This is a genomic window from Terriglobia bacterium (assembly GCA_020073085.1).
GTDB lineage: Bacteria > Acidobacteriota > Terriglobia > JAIQFV01 > JAIQFV01 > JAIQFV01.
Genome location: JAIQFV010000015.1, coordinates 96,024 through 116,768, shown reverse-complemented (window position 1 = coordinate 116,768; position 20,745 = coordinate 96,024). Strand labels below are relative to the sequence as shown.

Genomic DNA, 20,745 nt, shown 5'->3' with positions numbered 1-20,745 from the left:
AGAAGTTGACTGAAAATGCTGCAAAATGTGTTCACGGTTGAGCCTCCGAATGTGAATTTGCAATCTTCCGGACTGCGAATCCATCATACGTGATGGCTCAACCCCTTTCATTTTAAAAAGCTAATTTGGACAAGAGTGCATCTAACGATATTCACCGCGGAGGCGCTGGGACGCGGAGGGTTTAGATGATAAGTGTTGGGTGATAGGGAAGACCAGTTCTAAAAGTCGGGGGAGTCCCCCGAATTCCGTTCGGACTCGAGCGCTTTCCCAGGCCACACCGCAAATCACATGATCGAGAAACGCTTGGGCATCGAAAGCGTGCCTTTCCTTTAATTTTGTCTTGGATTTAATTTTGCTTGAGGTCGCGATTGCTCTCATCCTGAATTTCGAAATTAAGAGCGTCAACTATGCGTTAGGCTCTTCGATTCAAATCGATTGGGATGGAATGAAGGAAGAATGGAATGGTTCCGTCCTTGAGGGGACCGGAGATGGAGGGAGAGAGGTCTGACTTTGTTCTTTCGGTCCATGCTTTTTGAGCAAGGCTTTTGTCCCTTTAGGCCCGAAGGGCTGTCAGACTGTAGCCTTGCTCTGAAGATAAGATCGCCAATAGAGTGTTGCTACTTCTTCGAAAGCTCGCCCTTGAAATGACTTTCCACATCTTCACGACTCAGCGGGTTTCCTGCATTGGTCAATATAACCGAATAGACGACCTCATTCCCTTCGATTTGCGCGGTGATGAATGCCCCGTCTTCCGGCAGTTCCTGGTAGGTGAATTTCACTCTTCTGCCATCTTCAAGTGTTTTGATCCACTCTTCGTCTGGCATGTTCGTGTCCCTTCAGGGGAGATCAGTGTATGTCGCGAGTATACGCTGTTCGGTGCCAGAAATCGCGGAGGAGGAATGAAAAGCCACCGTCTCGGGATTTGGCTTGTAAAGCGGGCTCATGTTGGTTGCCCAGTTCTCTTCAGCAGGATTCATGGGCCAGATCGTGACCCGTGCGCACGATCACAGTCCCCCTTGGGGGACTTGGTTGCGTACAGCCCGCTGGTTCACCGGCGGGAAAGGCGACGCGCCCTAGGTTTTTCACCCCGATTCATCGGGGTTGGCCTCCGCCCCGGGTCGGCCGTTAACGACCGACCCATTTCCCACCAACCCCGATAAATCGGGGTAATACTTCCCCTCCGCCAGTTCCCGCCGTTGAAGCGGCGGGCTGTATTAAGACAAGTCCCCTCAAAGGGGACTCTCGTTTCCCGGCCGTCACTCTCAATTTCCTAACCCGGACACGCTGGAAGCAAACAGGGCTGATTTGCATAAACGGGACGATTTTCAAAGAAACCTGAGGGCAGCATAAATAGAGGGTCGAATTCAGCTCCTGAAAGATTGTTTTGCCAGTAAAGACACGAATTGTTTTGATAAGAACTAATTGTTTTCGCGCCCGGGACGCGGGAATCTTTGGGCTCGATTTTCTTAGAAAATCTTCTGTCCAGGCGACGGGCAACCGAGAACTCTGCGTGCCAATTACTTTGTGCCGCCCCACTTCCAATTCCGAATCTCCGGCAGGTCTTCGCCATATTTGTTGATGTATTGCCTGTGCTCGATCAGTTTGTCCTTGAGCTGTTGCTTCAGGTAGATGCCCTTATCGCCGGTTTGCGGCAGGCGTTCGATGGTATCCATCACGAGGTGAAAACGATCCAGATCGTTCAGCACCGTCATGTCAAAGGGTGTGGTGATGGTGCCCTCTTCCTTGTAGCCGCGGACGTGGATGTTGTCGTGGTTGGTGCGGCGGTAGGTGAGCCGGTGGATCAACCACGGGTAGGCATGGAAGGCGAAGATGACCGGCTTGTCCCGGGTGAAAAGCTCGTCGAAATCCATGTCGCTCAATCCGTGCGGGTGCTCGGTCTGCGGCTGTAGCTTCATGAGGTCGACGACGTTGACCACGCGGATTTTCAGGTCGGGCAGATGCTCGCGCATCATGGCGACGGCGGCGAGCGTCTCCAGCGTGGGCACGTCGCCACAGCAGGCCATGACGACGTCGGGGGCATCGTCCTGGTCGTTGCTGGCCCACTGCCAGATGCCAATGCCCTTGGTGCAGTGCTTGACGGCGGCGTCCATTGTCAGCCACTGCGGCGCCGGGTGTTTGCCCGCGATTACCACGTTGACGTAATGGCGACTGCGCAGGCAGTGGTCCATCACCGATAGCAGGCAGTTTGCATCCGGCGGAAGGTAAACCCGCACGATCTCGGCCTTCTTGTTTACCACGAGGTCGATGAAACCGGGATCCTGGTGGGTGAATCCGTTGTGATCCTGACGCCACACATGCGAGGCCAGCAGGTAGTTTAACGAGGCGATCTTCCGCCGCCACGGCAGTTGTGACGTGACCTTCAGCCACTTGGCGTGCTGGTTGAACATCGAATCGACGATGTGGATGAACGCCTCGTAGCAGTTGAAGAGTCCATGCCGCCCAGTGAGCAGGTAGCCCTCAAGCCAGCCCTCGCATTGGTGCTCGCTGAGCATTTCCACCACGCGCCCTGTGGGCGAGAGAAATTCATCGTTCGGCACGGTCGCGGCGTCCCACTGGCGTTGGGTCACTTCAAAGAGGGCCTCCAGACCGTTGGAGAGCGTCTCGTCAGGACCAAAGACCCGGAAATTCCGCTGCTCGCTGTTCAGCTTCGCCACATCGCGCAGGAAACGCCCGAGCACATGGGTGTCGCCAATGCCGCGCACCCCCGGCGAGGGTACGTCGACCGCGTAGTCGCAGAAATCCGGCATCCGCAGGTCGCGGAGCAGCATGCCGCCGTTGGCGTGGGGATTCGCGCCCATGCGTCGATCGCCCTGGGGCGCAAGTTCGGCCAGTTCCGGTTTCAGGCGGCCCTGCTCATCGAAGAGTTCCTCGGGCCGGTAGCTCCTCAACCAGTCTTCCAACAGCTTGAGGTGCTCGGGATGGGTGGCCGGGTCGGAGAGCGGCACCTGGTGCGACCGGAAGGTGCCTTCAACCTGCCGGCCATCGATCATCTTTGGCCCCGTCCAGCCCTTGGGTGAATTGAGAACGATCATCGGCCAGCGCGGACGCGCGATGTTGCCGTGGATGCGGGCGTCCTGTTGGATTTTTTTGATCTGCTCCACCGTCGTGTCAAGCGCTGCGGCCATGGCCTCATGCATCAGTCCGGGCTCGTGACCCTCGACGAAGTAGGGCGTCCACCCGTAGCCGAGGAACAACTCTTCCAATTCCTCGCGGGTGATGCGCGCGAGGAGGGTCGGGTTGGAAATCTTGTAGCCGTTGAGATGCAGGATCGGCAGCACCGCGCCGTCGGTGGCCGGATTGAGAAACTTGTTGGAATGCCACGCCGTGGCCAGCGGTCCGGTTTCCGCCTCGCCATCGCCGACGACGCAGGCGACGACGAGGTCGGGATTGTCGAACACCGCCCCGAACGAATGGCTGAGCGAATAGCCTAACTCGCCGCCCTCGTGGATCGAGCCTGGGCACTCCGGCGATGCGTGGCTGGGAATTCCTCCGGGAAACGAAAACTGAATAAAGAGCTTCCGAAGCCCGGCCTCATCCTGGCTGATGTTGGGATAGATCTCGCTGTAAGTGCCCTCGAGATAAGTGTTGCCCACCACCGCCGGGCCGCCGTGCCCGGGGCCGGAGACGTAAATCATGTCGAGGTCGTATTTTTTGATGACCCGGTTCAGGTGCACGTAAATGAAGTTCTGCCCGGGGGTCGTGCCCCAGTGTCCCAGCAGCATGTGCTTCACATCCGCGAGCGCCAGTGGCCGCTTCAGCAACGGATTGTCGTAAAGATAAATTTGCCCGACCGAGAGATAGTTCGCCGCGCGCCAATAGGCGTCCATCTTCTGGAGCAGTTCCGGAGTGAGTGTGTTTGTTTTCATGGTTTAATCCTCATTCTGTGATCCGCCTTATCTTACGCCACTCTCTTGAAGTCAATATAGCCGCGCTCCACATCCGTGCGGACCAGTTGCACGCGGAGCCGGTGGCCGACATCCATACCTTCAAGACCGCTCACCAATCTTCCTTCAACCGGGGGATGCAGAAGACGGACCCATGTGCCCTTGTCCGACGCGCCGGTGACGATGGCATCAAACTGCTCGCCGATCCTTGATTCCAACAGCATCGCGGCGGCGGATTTTGTGACTTGCCGTTCAACCTTCTTCGCGGCGTCCTCCTCTTCGGTGCAGTGCTTTGCGAGCGCCTCCAATTCGTCGTTTTGGTAGGGCAGGGAACGTCCTGCCACGGCTGCTTTCAGCAACCGCTGGGTAATCAGATCGGGATACCGGCGGTTCGGGGCGGTGGAGTGAGCATAGTCCTTGACCGCAAGACCGAAGTGCCCGGCGACACTCGCTCCCGGAATTTCGACGACGTATTCACCGGCACCCAGGAGCTTGATGACGCTGAGAGAAAGATCGGGAAAGCGGAGGGGATCCGCGGCTTTCGCCGCTACCAGGAATTGGTCCAGGGCCTTGGAGTCGGGTTCCTTGGGCAACGTCGAACCGTGTTCCGCGGCAAGCTCGATGATCCGGTCCCAGCGCTTGGGGATGCGGACGACACGCCGGAGCGACGGAAACTTTTTCGCCGCGAGGAATCGCGCGGTCACGCCGTTGGCAGCGATCATGAAGTCCTCAATAATGTCTTTGGCCTTGTTTCTTTTATCGGCTTCCAGGTCTTTGAGCTCATCTCCGTCAAAGACCGGGCGGGCTTCGATGGTTTCGAGATCGAGTGCACCGTGGAGGTGCCGGAGCGCTTTCAGTTTCTGGGCCACGCGGTCCTGGAGTCGAAGGTTCTCGTCGAGACCGGTGACTGCGCCGACGCCGGGTGGCATCGGCCCGTTCCCTTCCAGCCAGCCGGCAACGCTGTTGTAGGCCAGCTTGGCACGGCTGCGCACCGTCGCTCCATAAACGTCCGAACTCTGAAGCGATCCATCCCCGGCAAGAACCATTTCAATAACGATGGCCAGGCGGTCTGACTCAAGGTTGAGAGAGGTCAAATCCGTGGAGAGTTTCTCAGGCAGCATCGGAAAGGTCTCGGCCACCGTGTAGACCGAGGTGGTGTTTTGCCGCGCATGATCGTCAAGTGCCGACCGCTTCTTGACGACGGCGTCAACGTCGGCAACGGCGACCAGGACCTTGACGACCCCATCGGTGCTGCCTTGGAGGGATTCGGCAACGGTCAGCTGGTCGAGATCACGCGAATCATCGTTGTCGATGGAGCACCAGAGAAGGTTCCTGAGATCGCGCGTCGATCCGTCAGTGTGCGTCGCTGGCCCGTGGATTCCGTCGAGCTCGGCAAGCGCCTGGAATGGAAAATCTGGAACAAGTCCTCGTTCCAGCATCGCCCGATGGGCAATTCCTCGCAGGATCGAGCGGTGTTGCTTGTCGTTTGTATCTGTCATAGATCGCACCGTTTCTGGAACGGAAGTATGGGGCGAGGGTAACGCGGGCGTCAAGCAGGCAGTGGTCGGAGTGCAAGCGGGGCGCAAGCTTACCGGCATTTAATCGTGGGTTTGTTCACCGAAACGAGGCTCATGACAGCGCTCGGTAAATTGCCAGATTTGTCCCGGCAGATAATGCCGCTGTGCTCTCGCCATCTCAGACTTCCATCGTCCCTAATTTCCAGGTCGACCTACCAAACCTCAATTTGCCTACCCGCGATGAAATCCAATCCTGCGTTTCTTGGATTCCGGTTGTGCCGGTGGCGGTTTGAGCAACTCACGTATTTCTTTGAAGAGCTGCACGATAGCTTCCTCATGGATCGCGAGGCGCGTCGTCAAGTTGCGTTCTAATTCTGCGAGCTTTACCGCCAACTTCCTGTTTCCGCCTAGGATTTCTCGCATTTTGATGAATGCACGCACGACGAACACGCTCATGGTAACAGCCTGTTCGCTGTTGAGAATATTGGCAGCCATGATGGCCCCATGTTCGGTGAATGCATAAGGAAGATAGCGTCTACCACCTCGCCTATTTGAGGTCACAATTTGTGACCTCAAAAGACCCACTTCCTTCTTCGTGAGTTGAAACACAAAATCATCGGGGAACCGGTGTTTGTTCCGCCTGACCGCTTGGTTCAGGGCCTTCGTGGACACGCCGTAAATCCGAGCCAGATCCGTGTCCATCATGACCCTCTGTTCATCCACCACATAGATGAGATTTTCAATATGGTCCGTCGTGAGAACGCCCAGTTGTCGTTTCATAAATGCCCCCTAAGCCATATTGCCATTCCTGTTCCTTCATTGGCGCAAGGGAATTCATCCTGAGAATTGAATCGAATGGGGGGGATGAATTGCTTCTCGTACCCTGGAACTCGTAAACAGCACTTCGGTCACTCGAGCAGAAACCGACGCTGGTGACAGCGGTGGGTCAAATGCCAGATATGTCCCAGCAGATAATGCCGAGGTACTCTCGCCATCGCAGCCTTCCCTGCTGATCCAAGTTGCCAAATGGGGGATTATTTCGGGGGCAAAAAACACCTTCTAAGGCCTAAATACTAGCCTTTTTTCCGATGATCGACAAGAGTTTCAATGAGTTGACTTAGTCCGACCCCAAGCGGTTTGGATTCCGTCGAGCTCGGCGAGCGCCCGGGACGGGAAATCCGGGACAAGTCCTCGTTCCAGCATCGCTCGATGGGCGATTCCTCGCAGGATAGAGCGGTGTTGCTTATCGTGTGTGCTCGTCATATATGTCTCCATTTCTGGAACGGGAGTATGGAGCGAACGCAATGCAGGCGTCAAGCATGGGGTGGCCGAAGTAGAAGCACGGCTCAGGCTTATCGGCATTCAATCGCCGGCTTGTTCGCGGAAGGAAAGCTTGCCCGGGCTGGCCCACGCTGACATAATACGCGGCAATGGACGCGAGTGTCGCACTAGCAGAATTAGGTAAGACCGTTGACCTGGCGAGGGTGGCGGTGACGGACCATCTTGACCCCAAGAAGCGCTCTGAATTTGGGCAAGTGCTAACGCCTTACTTTGTTGCGAAATTGATGGCAGGCAGGCTGTCGCCGCATCGTTCGTCAATTCGTTTGCTTGACCCAGGCGCTGGAATCGGCTCGTTGACCGCTGCTGTCGTCGAGTGGATTCTTCAGAGCGACCAGCGACCTACTTCGTTTCATGTGGATGCTTTCGAGATTGATTCGACGCTTGCCGACCACTTGGAAGATACGCTGGAACTTTGCGCGAGACATCTTGCAGGGAATGGCGTTTATTTCACGCATGTGATTCACCGGACGGACTTCATCTCCGATGCAAGTCTGGCACTCCGAGATGACCTTTTCACCGGCGAGCACCAGCGTTACGATGCTGCAATCCTGAATCCGCCTTACCGCAAGATCGCCACGGATTCAGCGGAGCGAAAGCATCTTGAGGCAGTGGGATTGCCGGTGGTTAATCTCTATACGGCCTTTCTAGGACTGGTTGTGAAGCTACTGGCAGATGATGGAGAATTGGTCGCGATCACGCCGCGCAGCTTCTGCAACGGCCCATATCACGCGCCGTTTCGCAAATTTTTTTTGAAAGAGATGGCGATCAAGTCCATGCACGTTTTTGAGTCACGAAAAGCTGCTTTCAATGAAGCCGATGTGTTGCAGGAGAATGTCATCCTTCACGCCGTCAAGACGAGAATTAAACCCCAGACGGTGATGATCTTTACGTCGAGTGGCCAATCTGACGACATGGTTTCGTACCATGAATCGCGTTATGAAAAAATAGTCCTGCCGGACGATCCACAGCGGTTCATTCGCATTGTCGAAGACAGCGTTGATGACGAGGTTCAACAGCGACTTCAATCTCTGGTCACTCGTCTTGACCATATGGGGCTGTCAGCGTCAACAGGCCGCGTAGTGGATTTTCGCGCGGCTGACCTACTGCAAGCCGAATCGAACGACAAGACCGCTCCGTTGCTTTATCCCCAACACTTACGACAATCCCGAATTAAGTGGCCGAACCCCAAAGCCAAGTTCAATGCCATCACCGTTAACGAAGGCCATCGTGATTTGTTCGTCCCGAATGACACGTACGTGCTGGTGAAGCGATTCACAGCGAAAGAGGAGAGAAAAAGGATTGTTGCAGCAGTGCATTTCAAGGGTGATACACTCACCGAATTGCTCGGCATCGAGAATCACCTCAACTACATCCACCGCGGTGGACTGGGACTTGATGCAAACCTGGCCAGAGGACTCGCGCTCTACCTGAACTCAACATTACTCGATCGATATTTCCGCCTATTCAGCGGCCACACTCAAGTCAATGCAACTGACCTCTATTCACTCCCTTTTCCGACACGCGCGCAACTTGAAGCGCTTGGACAAGAGGCCGGCGATTCGCTGTTAGGACAACAAGAGATCGACAATTCGGTTGAGAGAATCGTCTTTCAACAAACTGGAACATCCAATCACCCATTGATCACTATGAACAAAATCGACGCGGCACTCGAAATTCTGAAGGCGCTCGGCTTCCCGAGGGCACAACAAAACGAACGGTCGGCATTGACGCTGTTAGCGTTACTCGATCTAACCCCTCGCAGGGCGTGGAGTGACGCTTCCGCTCCCTTGAAAGGGATTACGCAAATGATGGGGTTCTTTGAACAACATTACGGCAAGAAATACGCGCCCAATACTCGCGAAACGGTGAGAAGACAGACTGTGCACCAATTTCTCGAAGCGGGAATAATTCTTTACAATCCCGACGAGCCGACTCGCCCCATCAATAGCGGGAAAACCGTCTATCAAATCGACGCTACGGCTCTCGTCCTGATCCGCACTTTCGGAACAACGAAGTGGGAGAAAACGCTTAGGGAATTTCGAAAAAAGGTGACGACGCTCCGCGAGAAATATGCGGAAGAGAGATACGCTCGTAGAATTCCCGTGCGAGTGTCCGGCAAGGTAACGATCACGCTATCGCCTGGTGGACAGAATGTCCTCGTAGAAAATATCCTCAAGGATTTCGCACCGGTCTTTGCGCCTGCCGGGCGCGTTCTTTACGTTGGCGATACCGACACAAAATTCGCCTACTTTGACAAGAGTGGCCTCAGCAAGTTGGGTGTGCATCTGGAAGAGCACGGCAAGATGCCGGATGTCATCATTCATTACACAAAGAAAAACTGGCTGCTGCTGATCGAAGCAGTCACCTCCCATGGGCCGGTAAGTCCAAAACGGCATCAAGAGCTCAAAGACTTGTTCGCGAAATCGAAGGCTGGCTTGGTGTACGTCACGGCGTTTCTCACCCGCAAAGAAATGGTCGTGCACCTCGGACAGATTTCATGGGAAACAGAAGTTTGGGTGGCAGAATCTCCGACGCATATGATTCATTTCAACGGGGAAAGGTTTCTTGGCCCGTATCCGGATGCATAAAACCCTGTTCGAAACCATCGTGAGATAATTTTGGCCGAAGCCGAACAGATGATATTCGCCAACGTGGAAACGGTCTGCCTGGATTGTCCCGAATTTTCCATGCGGTAAGGCGATCAGGTGTTGTGTCTGTGACAGTGGAAAAATTAAGGATCACACCTGAGTTTTCGTCGATGCCAAGTGATTCCAACTGATACCAGAGCATTCAATATGCCTACTGAAAAAGAAAACAGGAGAAACCAAGTCTTGAAAGCCTTCGATGTTGCCCTTAATAGACAAGGACACCCTTTTCAATACAGCGTCCTAAGACGGGCAGAAGAACTCTTTCGAGCAAATAAATCCAAATGGGTATTTGAAGCCACGGAGTTTCCAGTTGAAGTCCAACAGTTTGGAACACGCGTAGACTTTGTTCTTAAGCATTTCAATTCCTCTCCATATTACATCCTGGCTGAATGCAAACGTGCTAACCCGGCATTCTCAGACTGGTGTTTTGCCTATGCGCCATATTACAGGAGGAACCGGAGTAAACGAATTTTTGTGATGGAACATGCGGAACTTGGTGAAAATAGGAAACTGCGCTCCCGAGCAGCAATTGTTGATCTTCACGATGGCCCAAAGCCTTATCAAATAGCCGTTGAAATCAAATCCGGTAAGAGAGGAGACGCAACTGGACAGATCAAGGGAACGATCGAAGAAGCGGCAACTCAGGTGTGCCGAGCGTTAAACGGGATGCTGGAAATCTTTATGAGGAATCCCAATTGTCTTGAGTTACGGGAAACCGTTGACCTTCTCCCAGTGATTTTTACAACTGCGCAGATTTGGGTCTCAGATGTTGATCTTGGTGCAGCAGACTTGCGAACAGGAGAAATAGATATCTCGCAATCAAATCTTCAGCGCGCAAAGTGGATTATTTATCAGTATCACGCATCGCCTGGGTTAAAACATACAGTCCCTCCGGTGAATAAGTCAGCTGGGCTTGGGCAATTGATGGAACGGGAATATGTGAGGATGATCCCCATTGTTTGCTCGGAAGGCATCGATGAGTTCTTACTTTGGTCTTCATCATTTGGTGCAAACCCACCAGTAGATATTTCAGTTTCACAATTAAAGAGATCGTCACATTTCTAAATGAAATTAGAGAAATTCAGATTCCAACAACATCTGACGCTCGTGTGCTTTCAGGACCATGCGCCGACGGGGCATATTCATATACTGACCTGACCTCGTGGGCTATCCCATAAATTCAGGAAAGTCCCGAATTGTCCCGCGATTATTCGCCAAACCTGCGAATGAACCAGGTCTTCACCACCTGGGTCAGGATCGCATAACCCAGCAGCATGATCGCCAGAAACAGCCAGTATAACGGCGGGAGCGGGACAAATCCGAGCGTTTTCGCGAGGGGCGAAATCGTCAGCCAGGCGCCCACCGCGACGATGAGTATTGAAGTGAGAATCAGCGGGCGGCTCGCCCGGCTTTCGATAAACGGAATCTTGTTGGTGCGAATGACATGGATGATTAGCGTCTGGGTGAAGAGCGACTCCACGAACCAGCCGGTGTGAAACAGGGCCGGGTTATGCCAGCAGTTGAAAACGTACAGCATCAGGAAGAACGTCAGGTAATCGAAGATCGAGCTGATCGGCCCGATAAACAGGATGAAATGCATGATCTTCCCGATCGTCCACTGGCGCGGCCGGATCAACCAGTCCGCGTCCACCTCGTCAGTGGGGATGGTGGTCTGCGAGAAGTCGTACAGGAGGTTGTTGGTCAGCACCTGGATCGGCAGCATGGGCAGGAAGGGCAGGAATGCGCTGGCGCCCACGACGCTGAACATGTTGCCGAAGTTCGAGCTGGCCGCCATCTTGATGTACTTGACAATGTTGCCGAACACCCGCCGGCCTTCCAGCACACCCTGCTCCAGCACCAGCAGGCTGTTCTCCAGCAGGATGATATCGGATGACTCCTTGGCGATGTCTACCGCGCTGTCCACTGAGATGCCTACGTCGGCGGCTTTCAAGGCCGGGGCATCGTTGATCCCATCGCCCATAAACCCCACCACGTGACCCCTGCTTTGGAGCGCACGGATGATGTGTTCCTTGTGAGCCGGGGCCAGGCGGGCAAAGACGCTCGTTGCGCCGACCGCTTCAGCCAATTCCGCCACGCTCATCGTCTCGATTTGGGAGCCGAGCAATAGATGCTCCACCGATATGCCCACTTCCTTGCAGATATAGGCGGTGATGATCTCGTTATCGCCGGTTAAAACCTTGACATTCACGTTCAGGGTGCGAAGCTGCTTCAATGCCTCCGTCGCGGTGCCCTTGGGCGGATCGAGGAAGGCCAGGAAACCCAGCAGGATCAGGTCCGACTCATCCTTGATCGCATAGACGGGTTCATCCGGGGCGTTCGGCATTTCCTTATACGCCAGGGCTATCACCCGGAAGCCCTGACCATTCAGGGCGTCCACCATCTGCCGGCGTTTGGCGTCGTGTTCGGCCTGAACAGCGATGACTTTCCCCTGGAGTTCCACCCGGGTGCACAGGGTCATCACTTCATCCACCGCGCCTTTGCAGATCAGCGTGTTCAACCCGGTTTCATCTTCCACCACCACCGACATCCGGCGCCGCACGAAGTCGAAAGGAATCTCGTCGATCTTGCGGTACTTTTTGTTCGCTTTCAAGCGTTCTTCCAATTCCTCATGGTCGAGGATCGCCTCGTCGAGCAGGTTCTTCAACCCGGTATGGTGGTAGCTGTTCAGATAGCCATAGTCGAGCACCTTCTGGCTTGGATCGCCGTGCGCGTCCAGGTGCTTTTCGAGCACGATCTTGCCCTGGGTCAGGGTGCCGGTTTTGTCGGTACACAGCACATCCATCGCCCCGAAATTCTGGATGGCATTCAGGCGTTTGACGATCACTTTCTTGCGCGACATCGCGAGGGCGCCCTTGGCCAGGTTAACGGTCACGATCATGGGCAGCATCTCGGGGGTCAGCCCGACTGCCACGGCCATGGCAAACAGGAAAGCTTCCAGCCAGTTGTGCTTGCTCAGTCCGTTGATGAGGAAAACCGCCGGAACCATGACGGCGATAAAGCAGATCATCATCCAGGTAAACTTGTTGATGCCCTTGTCGAAGCTGGTGAGCTGGCGCTCGCTGACAATGCTGACGGCCAGGGATCCAAAGTAGGTCTGGTTCCCGGTGTGGAGGACCACGGCCGTCGCGGATCCACTCTCCACGTTGGAACCCAGGAAGCAGATATTGGGAAGGTCGAGCGGATTTTGAACGTCTGCCGGAGCGAGGGCGGCTTTCTTTTCGACAGGCAGGGCTTCGCCAGTGAGAGCCGCCTGATTCAGAAACAGGTCTTTGGCGGAGAGCACCCGGACATCCGCCGGCACCATATCACCGGCTGCCAGCCGGATGATATCTCCAGGCACCAGCATCTTGAGTGAGACTTCTTTCTCCTTGCCATCCCGGACCAAAGTCGCCGTGTTGCTGACCATCGCTTTGAGCTTTTCGGCCGCGTTATCGGCGCGCATTTCCTGGAAGAAGCGCAACACCACGCCCAGAACCACCATCACGAAAATAACCACCATCGCCCGCAGGTCACCCGTTAGGAAGGAAAGCACGCCCAGCGCCAGAAGCAGGAGGACCAATGGATTTTTGATGTTACTCAAGAGGCGCATCAGGCCGGACTGACGCTTCTCCCGGGCGATCTCGTTCGTCCCCACTTGCTTCAAGCGAGAATCGGCTTCAGTCTCGCTCAGGCCACTGAGTTGCGATCCCAGCTCCTTCAGAACGGCATCGGTATCAGCACGCGCTTTTTCCAACAGTTGAACGGAAAAATGCGGCCCGTTTTTGCTAGGGGGGTTATCGGTGCGCCCGGTTGTGTTCAGGGTCTTCTCTGAGGTTTCCACTCATGCCTCGACTGAGTGATTTATCGTCCTGGTCTTGTTGGAAGGCTGATCAGAAGCATGGGTGACTTCAAATCGGCGGGGCTGCCGAAGAATTCGAGTGGATTGCGGAGGAACCCCAACGCCGTTGTCGCGCAGGATGACCCGCGCGGCAGTGTCCGTTTTGGAGTGGGCCGCAGGCATTAACGTAATATGATCGGCGTGTCTTCCGCCGAAGGTATTGTATCTGTTGTGGAACGGGACGTCGACCGAATGCGCTTACTCGTACCTCAAGGCCTCGATCGGACGCAGCGCTGCCGCTTTCTGCGCCGGGTAGAAGCCAAAGAAGACGCCGACTGCGCCGGAAAAGCCGACGGCAATAATCATCACGAGCGGCGAAATGTTTGTTTCCCATCCCGTGAAGTGGGCGAGCACCTTCGCGCTCGTGATGCCGAGAACGAGACCGCCGATGCCGCCCAGGACGCCCATCACGATGCTCTCAACGAGGAACTGCGTCAGCACGTCCGAGCCGCGCGCGCCGAGCGCGAGGCGAATGCCGATCTCGCGCGTCCGCTCCGTGACCGACACCAGCATGATGTTCATGATGCCGATGCCGCCGACGAGCAGTGAGATCGATGCGATCGCCGCCATCAGCAGGGTCATCACGCGGGTGCTGCTCTCTGCAGCGGTGGCGAGGTCGGTCTGATTGCGGACCGTGAAATCATCCTCATCATCGCCGGTGATGTGATGCGACTCACGCAGCAGCGTTTTGATCTCGTCCTGCGCCGCCGAGAGTTCGCCTTCCGAGGCGGTGCTGGCGAGAATCTGCGGAATGCGGGGCTTGCCCGTGAGACGGGTCGCTGCAGTCGTGTAGGGGATCAGGATCACGTCGTCGGAATCGCTGCCGCTTGCGGTCTGTCCCGGCAAGGCCTGCACGGTGAACTTCACTGACTGGCCTTGCTTGATTAGCTCGATGTCGCTTTCACCCACCTGCGCGAGGATCTGCATGTGCGAGAGATCGTTCGCGATGAGGAACAGCTGAGGAGCGGAGAGACTCGCCGCCACCGTCTGTCCATTGTTGACGTTCCGCTCGACCACGACGCCATCGATGGGCGAGTAGATGGAGGTGAACGACAGGTTCTGCTTCGCCCGCTGGAGGGCGACACTGGCCGATTTCACATCGGCTTGCGCGACCTTCAGTGCAGATCGGCCCTGCTCGAGCGTGCTCCGCGCGATGAGCCCGCCCGACGAGAGCTCGCGGTTGCGTTTCTGATCGCGTGAGGCCTGGTTTGCCTGCGCTTGCGCCTTCTCGAGGTTCGCCTGTGCATCGGCCACCCCCTGCTGTGCGATGGTCGGGTCGATACGGGCGAGGAGTTGTCCCTTTTTGACGTGGTCGTTGAAGTCGACCAGCAGCGCGGAGACCTGTCCTGAGACCTGTGTGCCGACGCTGACGGTTGTGACGGCATTGAGTGTCCCGGTCGCCGAGACGAGGGCTTGGAGGTCACCTCGTTGCACGGTCGTGAAGCGGAACGCGGGCGCGTGCTGTGCGGACACAAAATGACGGATGAGCAGCCCTGTCCCGGCGATCACCGCTGCCAGGCCGATGACGACGCTTACTTTCTTATTGAGATGCATAATGCTTCCTCCTCACCTTTCTTTGCCTCAGGAAGTTCGGGGAATTGCGGCGCGCATTGTGAGGACGTGAACCGTCTTGGATCTCCAATGGACATCATGTGATCTGCTGCCATGCACCCGCATTCCTACTGATCGCATAGGTTGGGCAGGTCGAATTAGTAGATGCCGGCAAATGTCTTCCGGGGGTGGAGGCAGACAATGAACGATCAGTAGCCCGCAAACTCTTCCGCGCGAATGTCGTCATCGCCGACTCCGGCCTCATTGATCATCACGGACCTTCGATCTTAATCGCGGATTCGAGCGGCATTGTGTTTAACACTCGCTTGAAAGCCGTATCGCGCATTCGAGTAGCCACCATCAGGGTTTCATCGTGGGGAGCACTCGCGATTGAAAACGTGCGCGTATCTCCTTCGGCATCCGTCTCTGAAGGATCGAGCAAAGTCATGTCAAGAAACTGGCCCGCCTTGAATGTCCACTTCGATGGCTTTTCAAAGCGGAAGGCTATAGTGCGTTCGGCGACTTCATGCCGGCTCAGGAGTTTGGACAAAGTGACCGGCGAAGCTTTGCTGGTGCTCATAAGTTCTCCTCTCGTATTGCATTGCATCTTCCGGGGCCCGCCTTCAAGTTGCTCCCTTGCGCCACAAGTAAGCACCGATCGGGGAGGAGTGCTGAGCGGCGAGCTTTGCCTCAATGCAAAATCCCTAACAGGTAGGCTATAAGGAGAATCACTAATATGGTACCCAGCCCTACGCCAGCGCCTCCCTGGTAACCCCAGCGGGTATGGCCGTAGTACCCTCCCCCGGCACCCAAAACCAACACCAAAACGACAATGAGTAGCAACATTGTGGACCTTCCTTTCTTCTGGACTTCTTCTGAATACTAGCTCTCGAGTCCAAAACACGTTAACAGGGCCCCATCGAGCTGTCTGTTCTGATTTGACCAGCCCCTTCAGAGCGCCGGGATGAACCGACGGAAAATCATCGACGCAGGAGGCCGCCGCGACGGGGAAAGGAGCAAGGAGCAGTTTTCCGCCTGACTCCGCCGACTCACACCCCCCTTCATGCGGGGAAGCTTCTACGCCATCAAGTGACAATCGACCCCCGGTGTGGACGGGGTGAGATGAGGAGAGCATGAGAAGGGAATGTGAGGATCAGTTAGGAGATCTCGACAGTCGGGAGCATCGAGGCGACCCTGGGCACAGGCCTCTCGGAGAGTCTACATCCCGAAGCCTAATGGACGGCAACGTCCAGGGTGTCTTTATTAGCCGCCCGTCTTCTTTTCTTCCTTGTCTTTCCTGGTTTTTCTGTACTCTTCCAGGATATGTTTCATCCACTCGTCACTCCGCAGTTCTTTTCCTTCGGTCGTCCTGATCATGTAGGGTTTACCCGAGAGCATACTCTTGGTGGCAGCAAGCCGGATGAAATCTTCCGGTGTCGCGATTTTGTCCTTGTAATATTGATACTTGCTATTCAAGTGATCCGACGCTCGTTTGCCAGTGTAGGACTGGCCGTTACGAATGAAGGTACAATCGGATTTGGCAACGAAGGCCAACAGATAGGCAATTGTCTCGTCTGTGTCTTTTTGAAGACGTGTGTCTACAGCAAGGAGCATAGTTACGGCAAGAACAGTTGTGATGGCTGCAATGATTAAGTTTTTGTACATATTCTCTGCTCGACCAACCTTTGATTATTGTAGTCCGCATAATGTCATCGGCCCCGAACCATTGAGCACTGTAACAGAGGGACTGGGGCAACAGCCCGTGGGAGGAAACCCCCTCAATCAGAATTGTCGCGGCTCACCGGCTGGGGGGAGAGAGGATTCCCGGCTTTTTCCAGCAAAATCCAACGCGAAAGAAGGATTGGAAGATGTGCCGGTAATCGTGAAGGGGACGACCGTAACAGACTTCTTTTTCAGGAACGGACCGACGGCCTTCAATACCAGCGCCTTGAATCCCGACGTGGTGTCGGATAACTTTCCGTTGGTGTGCAAAATTCCATGGAGATCGACTTTTCGGTCCAGCAAGTTGTAGGTGCCATGCAGCTCGGCGAGCGTACCCGGAGCGCTGAAGGAGATGTTGGACAGCGTTGCGACGCCGTTGTTCACCGAGATCCGACCCTTAAGATTCGAGAGCACCGTTTCCGGGTTTTCGGCTTGCTGCTTCTTGTTCTCGCCGCGGGCACTCTGAGTTAATGTGTTGACCGACTGTTGTAAGTCTGTGTCCGTGAAGCGCCCGCTGCCAATGCCGAAGCCGACTGCAAGATCCAGCTTCCTCAAGAACCCCGGCGGCCCCGGCGGCACTTCCACTTTCGCGCGCAGGTTGATACTGCCGGTCATCGACGAGTGTTTCTCCTCCGTAAAAAGGTACAACAAATCCTCAATGCGGCCTCCGTTCACGGCCATCTCCAGCCGAGCTGATTTTCCGTGCTGGCCGGGGTGCCCGGCCACGCTGCCACTCGACGTCACCGTGGTTCCCTGAAAATGCGCCTCCACGTTCTGAAGATACGTGTCTCCATTCGTTCCGTCCACCACCGCCTGGAATTTTGAAGTCAGGTGAACGGTGTGGCTGCTTCCGGATACCCGGAAGTCGGGCACGTCGGTTTCGCCATTCGTATCCATATGGCCGATGGTGCCGCTGAACTTGCCGCGGGACGTCAGACTTCCTGCGATACCCTCGAACACAGCCAGGTTCGCGTGCTCATAAGTGTAGGAACCGGTCACTGGAGTACTGCCGGGGTCATCCTCATCCCAGGGGCCGATTTTACCGTCCGACCGAATTTCCCCTGGCGGCTCCGGATTTAACAACGTTACATGGTAGGGAATGGACCGGCCCTCACTGACCTGGTCGAATGTCAACCGATGAACCCGCAGCTTGAAGGGTTCATGCCCCGGCTGCCTGGGCATAAACTCCAACAAAGCGTCATCCGCGGTGATTGCACCAATCGTGACCGAATTGCCGGAAGTGCTGGTCGTCAACGGGATCACGTTCGGCGGCCGGCCGCTCTTAGCCGGCGGCGCTATTAACACGTGCAAACCTTTCACCTGGACGTCATCCACGCGCTTGTGAATCCGGAGAAGGCCATAGTAGCTCCCGCGAATGATCAGCGCCTGGACGCTGATCAACGGGGGCAGGTCCTCGCCTTCCCGGTGCAGGAAACTGACCCCTTCAGCCACGCACCCCGGGGGAAAGTAGGTTTTGCGGAAGCTCTGGATCTGGACGGTTCGGGCGAAGCGGTGCTCGAGCGCTGTCGTGACGGCCTGTTGCGTGAATGGCCAGTTCAGGGCCAACACGATCAGCACGATGCCTGCGATGACAAGGATCGAAGCTCCGGTGATCAGCCCCCAGCGCCCAAGCCGCCGCCGCTGTCCTGGTGTGCGGGCCTCGGCCGGGCGGGTCTCTACAGATATCGTGGTACACTCCCCAGTCATGGATATAACCCCGAATTTCCTTCTTGAACTCCCCGTCGCTCAAATCGTACCCCTGACGACAATAAAAGGGCTTGCAGTTGGTTGCCTTGAAATACATCTATCCTGAAGCTACTCGCGGGAGTTTGCGGCACTACTGACGTTACTCAACGAACTCACGCCCGTGATCTGATAATCCTTGTAATCAATTGTAAAATCGGCGCGTCCGCCGAGGCGAATGGTGGAGCGGCTGTGCTGCTGCGCGGGGAGCCAGAAACCATTCACTTTGACGTAGGCCTGTTGGACTTCGGTGTTTTTTGTCCAGAAGGATGGATTCTTCGCGGGCTCTACTTCCATCCTCACTACAGCAAATTCTTCGGCATCTACCCAGATTCGACCGCGGTAGAGGAACTTGTCCTTTGTTCTGGGCTCGACCGAAAGCAGATAGATTGAACCGGCGGGCGTGCTTTCGTATCCGATCAGCGTGAAGACATAGTTCTCGCTGTTGAGAGCCGCGCGCTTTTGGTTCACCGCCTCGAAGGCTTCCTTTTCGCTCTGCAAGAGTTTCTTAAATACCTTGTCAATGATCAGCTTCGATCCGGTTGCTGACAGGATGGTAAATTCCTTGATTCCGGGTGACTCGTACTTGACATCCACGACCATCTCCGCGCTCCGGGTGCCTGGAAAACCGCGATATTCAAGCCGATAGATTCGGGTTCCCTGATAGGCACGCAACGCTTGAGCGCGTTCGAGGTTCATCCGGACCAATTTCTCTACCAACTGCTTGGCGTTCAGCGGAGCAGGAGCAGCAGGGGGCAAGGGACACGGCTGTTGAGCGAATGCAGGCTGTCGCAGCCCCGCAAAGATCAGGAGCAGCCATATTAAAAAAGCGAGACGGAAGTGCATCGAATTCTTCATGTTCATGTGAGTCGTAAAGTGCCGGGACTGCTGATACGATCGTTCTCGGTGCTCTATCGGGGCACGCCGCATAGGGCTGAGCTCAACACCGATTGAACCCGATCACGGTCTCATGGGAGGCGCTGACATGAGCTCCGTGATTTTTCCGAACAACTGGTCGGCGGTATAGCCTCCTTTCATGAAGAATCAGGAAGTCAACATCATGATCGCATTCGAACGCCCTGACGTCTGTTCAGAATTGACCATCGTCGACCAGCGCAGGAATCAGGTCGGATGACGAACTCCAATGCATCGGAGCTGGACATCCGATGAAAGACCTTTGCATCCTGGAGACATCGGCCGTCCAACTCTCTTACACAGAAATCGCAATCTGGTGTTTTAAGACGAGGGTGTTCCTAAGTGAACAGACATCCTCCTTCATCGCTTGTAACGTGCTTCATGTGGGGGGAGGAGGATAAGGAATGGAAAGGCATTCATATGAGAACTCCGGTCATCAATTCATTTGGTTCATATCACGGCTCCGGGGTTCTCCACTATTCATCAGGATCATTCAAGGCCGAAGAGTTCTCGGATAACAGCGGAGGCGAATAACATGAAATCGATCACTCTGATAGGGATCCTGTTGGTCATTCTGAGCGTGGTGGCCCTTGCCTACCAAGGTTTCACTTATACCCATCAAGAAAAGGTCCTTGATGTGGGACCGATCCATGCCACAGTGGAGAAGCATGATCGAATCCCCCTCCCTCCAATACTTGGAGGACTGGTGTTGGCTGGCGGGGTCGCCTTGCTAATCGTAGGCGCGAGGAAAAAGTCATAAACCAATAAACTTCTGATCGAGGAGGTGAGCGATGTTTCGTTATCTAGTTGTTCTCTGCTGTATGTTTGTTGCCCTTCCCCTCTGTGCCGGGGATAACGAAAAGGAAACCGACCGCCTGGAAAATTGCGGCGTGGTGATGGGAGAAATCCTGAACATCCCGGACAACATTCCCCAGGAGCTCTTGGAGAAGACCGATTGCGTCATTATTATTCCTTCCGTGTTAAAGCTAGCGGTCGGAGTCGGTGGGAGTTATGGCCGCGGGGCGATGGTGTGCCGAACGGGCAAGGATTTCCGTGGATCCTGGGGCGCTCCAGCCATGTACGCCCTGGAAGGTGGAAGCTTTGGATTTCAACTGGGTGGACAATCCACCGATCTTGTCCTCCTGGTGATGAATGAGAGAGGCGCGAGTTCAATTCTCAACAGCAAGGTCAAATTGGGGGCTGAAATCTCCGCCGTGGCAGGCCCCAAAGGGCGGGATGCTCAAGCCGCCACCGACGCCTACTTGCGGGCAGAAATCTTGAGCTACTCTCGTTCGCGCGGCCTCTTTGCCGGTATTTCCCTGGAGGGTTCCACGCTTCGCCCTGACAATGACGCCAATGAACGAGTCTATGGTCGTAAAATCACAGCAAAGGAAATTGTGTTGGGTGACAAGGTCACTATTCCGGAGCCAGGCCGTCATCTCGTCGAGGTCCTACAAAAGGGTGTACCGCGGAATGAATCGAAGTGACCTTTAATCGATGGCGAC

Annotated in this window: 15 protein-coding genes; 4 read left to right on the top strand and 11 right to left on the bottom strand. The window is 55.3% G+C overall.

Annotated elements, in window-relative coordinates:
- Window positions 1-617: 617 nt before the first annotated feature.
- The 4 genes from LAO21_16105 to LAO21_16090 all read right to left on the bottom strand — a co-directional run bounded on the left by LAO21_16105 (window position 618) and on the right by LAO21_16090 (window position 6,202).
- The gene (locus LAO21_16105; protein ID MBZ5554241.1) at window positions 618-824 is read right to left on the bottom strand and encodes a hypothetical protein; all 207 of its coding nucleotides are present in this window, start codon (window positions 822-824) and stop codon (window positions 618-620) included.
- A 693-nt stretch (window positions 825-1,517) separates the two neighbouring features.
- Window positions 1,518-3,887: a phosphoketolase family protein gene (locus LAO21_16100; protein ID MBZ5554240.1), complete on the bottom strand. Its 2,370-nt coding sequence runs from the start codon at window positions 3,885-3,887 to the stop codon at window positions 1,518-1,520.
- Window positions 3,888-3,919: 32 nt separating this feature from the next.
- Window positions 3,920-5,404, bottom strand: a complete 1,485-nt coding sequence (locus LAO21_16095) for an RNB domain-containing ribonuclease (protein MBZ5554239.1) — start codon at window positions 5,402-5,404, stop codon at window positions 3,920-3,922.
- Window positions 5,405-5,653: 249 nt separating this feature from the next.
- A complete protein-coding gene (locus tag LAO21_16090) occupies window positions 5,654-6,202 on the bottom strand; it encodes an ORF6N domain-containing protein (protein MBZ5554238.1) in 549 nt (182 codons plus the stop codon).
- A gap of 650 nt (window positions 6,203-6,852) precedes the next feature.
- On the opposite strand from LAO21_16090, the gene LAO21_16085 reads away from it, so the two are divergent.
- Together LAO21_16085 and LAO21_16080 are read left to right on the top strand one after the other, a co-directional pair.
- Window positions 6,853-9,351: an Eco57I restriction-modification methylase domain-containing protein gene (locus tag LAO21_16085; protein ID MBZ5554237.1), complete on the top strand. Its 2,499-nt coding sequence runs from the start codon at window positions 6,853-6,855 to the stop codon at window positions 9,349-9,351.
- 207 nt (window positions 9,352-9,558) lie between these two features.
- Window positions 9,559-10,476 carry a hypothetical protein gene (locus LAO21_16080; protein ID MBZ5554236.1) on the top strand — a complete coding sequence of 306 codons (918 nt, stop codon included), beginning with the start codon at window positions 9,559-9,561 and terminating at the stop codon, window positions 10,474-10,476.
- Between the two features lie 142 nt (window positions 10,477-10,618).
- Here LAO21_16080 and mgtA read toward each other — a convergent pair whose 3' ends face one another.
- The 7 genes from mgtA to LAO21_16045 form a co-directional block, all read right to left on the bottom strand.
- Entirely contained in the window at window positions 10,619-13,252 is a 2,634-nt protein-coding gene (gene mgtA / locus LAO21_16075; GenBank protein ID MBZ5554235.1) for a magnesium-translocating P-type ATPase, read from the bottom strand.
- Window positions 13,253-13,507: 255 nt separating this feature from the next.
- Window positions 13,508-14,863 carry an efflux RND transporter periplasmic adaptor subunit gene (locus tag LAO21_16070; protein MBZ5554234.1) on the bottom strand — a complete coding sequence of 452 codons (1,356 nt, stop codon included), beginning with the start codon at window positions 14,861-14,863 and terminating at the stop codon, window positions 13,508-13,510.
- A gap of 268 nt (window positions 14,864-15,131) precedes the next feature.
- Window positions 15,132-15,440 (bottom strand): hypothetical protein, encoded by a 309-nt coding sequence (locus tag LAO21_16065; protein ID MBZ5554233.1) that lies wholly within the window; start codon window positions 15,438-15,440, stop codon window positions 15,132-15,134.
- Window positions 15,441-15,550: 110 nt separating this feature from the next.
- The gene (locus LAO21_16060) at window positions 15,551-15,706 is read right to left on the bottom strand and encodes a DUF3309 domain-containing protein (protein MBZ5554232.1); all 156 of its coding nucleotides are present in this window, start codon (window positions 15,704-15,706) and stop codon (window positions 15,551-15,553) included.
- Window positions 15,707-16,123: 417 nt separating this feature from the next.
- Window positions 16,124-16,525 carry a DUF5329 domain-containing protein gene (locus LAO21_16055; protein ID MBZ5554231.1) on the bottom strand — a complete coding sequence of 134 codons (402 nt, stop codon included), beginning with the start codon at window positions 16,523-16,525 and terminating at the stop codon, window positions 16,124-16,126.
- A 117-nt stretch (window positions 16,526-16,642) separates the two neighbouring features.
- Complete coding sequence (locus tag LAO21_16050) at window positions 16,643-18,289, bottom strand: AsmA-like C-terminal region-containing protein (protein MBZ5554230.1); 1,647 nt, start codon at window positions 18,287-18,289, stop codon at window positions 16,643-16,645.
- 108 nt (window positions 18,290-18,397) lie between these two features.
- Window positions 18,398-19,189 (bottom strand): hypothetical protein, encoded by a 792-nt coding sequence (locus tag LAO21_16045; GenBank protein ID MBZ5554229.1) that lies wholly within the window; start codon window positions 19,187-19,189, stop codon window positions 18,398-18,400.
- 586 nt (window positions 19,190-19,775) lie between these two features.
- Between LAO21_16045 and LAO21_16040 the strand changes: the two genes are divergently transcribed.
- Both LAO21_16040 and LAO21_16035 read left to right on the top strand, forming a co-directional pair.
- Window positions 19,776-20,000 carry a DUF3185 domain-containing protein gene (locus LAO21_16040; protein MBZ5554228.1) on the top strand — a complete coding sequence of 75 codons (225 nt, stop codon included), beginning with the start codon at window positions 19,776-19,778 and terminating at the stop codon, window positions 19,998-20,000.
- Window positions 20,001-20,031: 31 nt separating this feature from the next.
- Window positions 20,032-20,727, top strand: coding sequence for a lipid-binding SYLF domain-containing protein (locus LAO21_16035; GenBank protein ID MBZ5554227.1), 696 nt, complete (start codon window positions 20,032-20,034; stop codon window positions 20,725-20,727).
- Window positions 20,728-20,745: the final 18 nt, after the last annotated feature.

What these genes read in the sequence shown, in the direction of transcription:
- LAO21_16105 (MBZ5554241.1), bottom strand. Translation starts at nt 824, where the DNA reads ATGCCAGACGAAGAGTGGATCAAAACACTTGAAGATGGCAGAAGAGTG.
- LAO21_16060 (MBZ5554232.1), bottom strand. Translation starts at nt 15,706, where the DNA reads ATGTTGCTACTCATTGTCGTTTTGGTGTTGGTTTTGGGTGCCGGGGGA.
- LAO21_16080 (MBZ5554236.1), top strand. Translation starts at nt 9,559, where the DNA reads ATGCCTACTGAAAAAGAAAACAGGAGAAACCAAGTCTTGAAAGCCTTC.
- LAO21_16085 (MBZ5554237.1), top strand. Translation starts at nt 6,853, where the DNA reads ATGGACGCGAGTGTCGCACTAGCAGAATTAGGTAAGACCGTTGACCTG.
- LAO21_16050 (MBZ5554230.1), bottom strand. Translation starts at nt 18,289, where the DNA reads ATGACTGGGGAGTGTACCACGATATCTGTAGAGACCCGCCCGGCCGAG.
- LAO21_16090 (MBZ5554238.1), bottom strand. Translation starts at nt 6,202, where the DNA reads ATGAAACGACAACTGGGCGTTCTCACGACGGACCATATTGAAAATCTC.
- LAO21_16095 (MBZ5554239.1), bottom strand. Translation starts at nt 5,404, where the DNA reads ATGACAGATACAAACGACAAGCAACACCGCTCGATCCTGCGAGGAATT.
- LAO21_16040 (MBZ5554228.1), top strand. Translation starts at nt 19,776, where the DNA reads ATGAAATCGATCACTCTGATAGGGATCCTGTTGGTCATTCTGAGCGTG.
- LAO21_16070 (MBZ5554234.1), bottom strand. Translation starts at nt 14,863, where the DNA reads ATGCATCTCAATAAGAAAGTAAGCGTCGTCATCGGCCTGGCAGCGGTG.
- LAO21_16055 (MBZ5554231.1), bottom strand. Translation starts at nt 16,525, where the DNA reads ATGTACAAAAACTTAATCATTGCAGCCATCACAACTGTTCTTGCCGTA.
- LAO21_16045 (MBZ5554229.1), bottom strand. Translation starts at nt 19,189, where the DNA reads ATGAACATGAAGAATTCGATGCACTTCCGTCTCGCTTTTTTAATATGG.
- LAO21_16065 (MBZ5554233.1), bottom strand. Translation starts at nt 15,440, where the DNA reads ATGAGCACCAGCAAAGCTTCGCCGGTCACTTTGTCCAAACTCCTGAGC.
- LAO21_16100 (MBZ5554240.1), bottom strand. Translation starts at nt 3,887, where the DNA reads ATGAAAACAAACACACTCACTCCGGAACTGCTCCAGAAGATGGACGCC.
- LAO21_16035 (MBZ5554227.1), top strand. Translation starts at nt 20,032, where the DNA reads ATGTTTCGTTATCTAGTTGTTCTCTGCTGTATGTTTGTTGCCCTTCCC.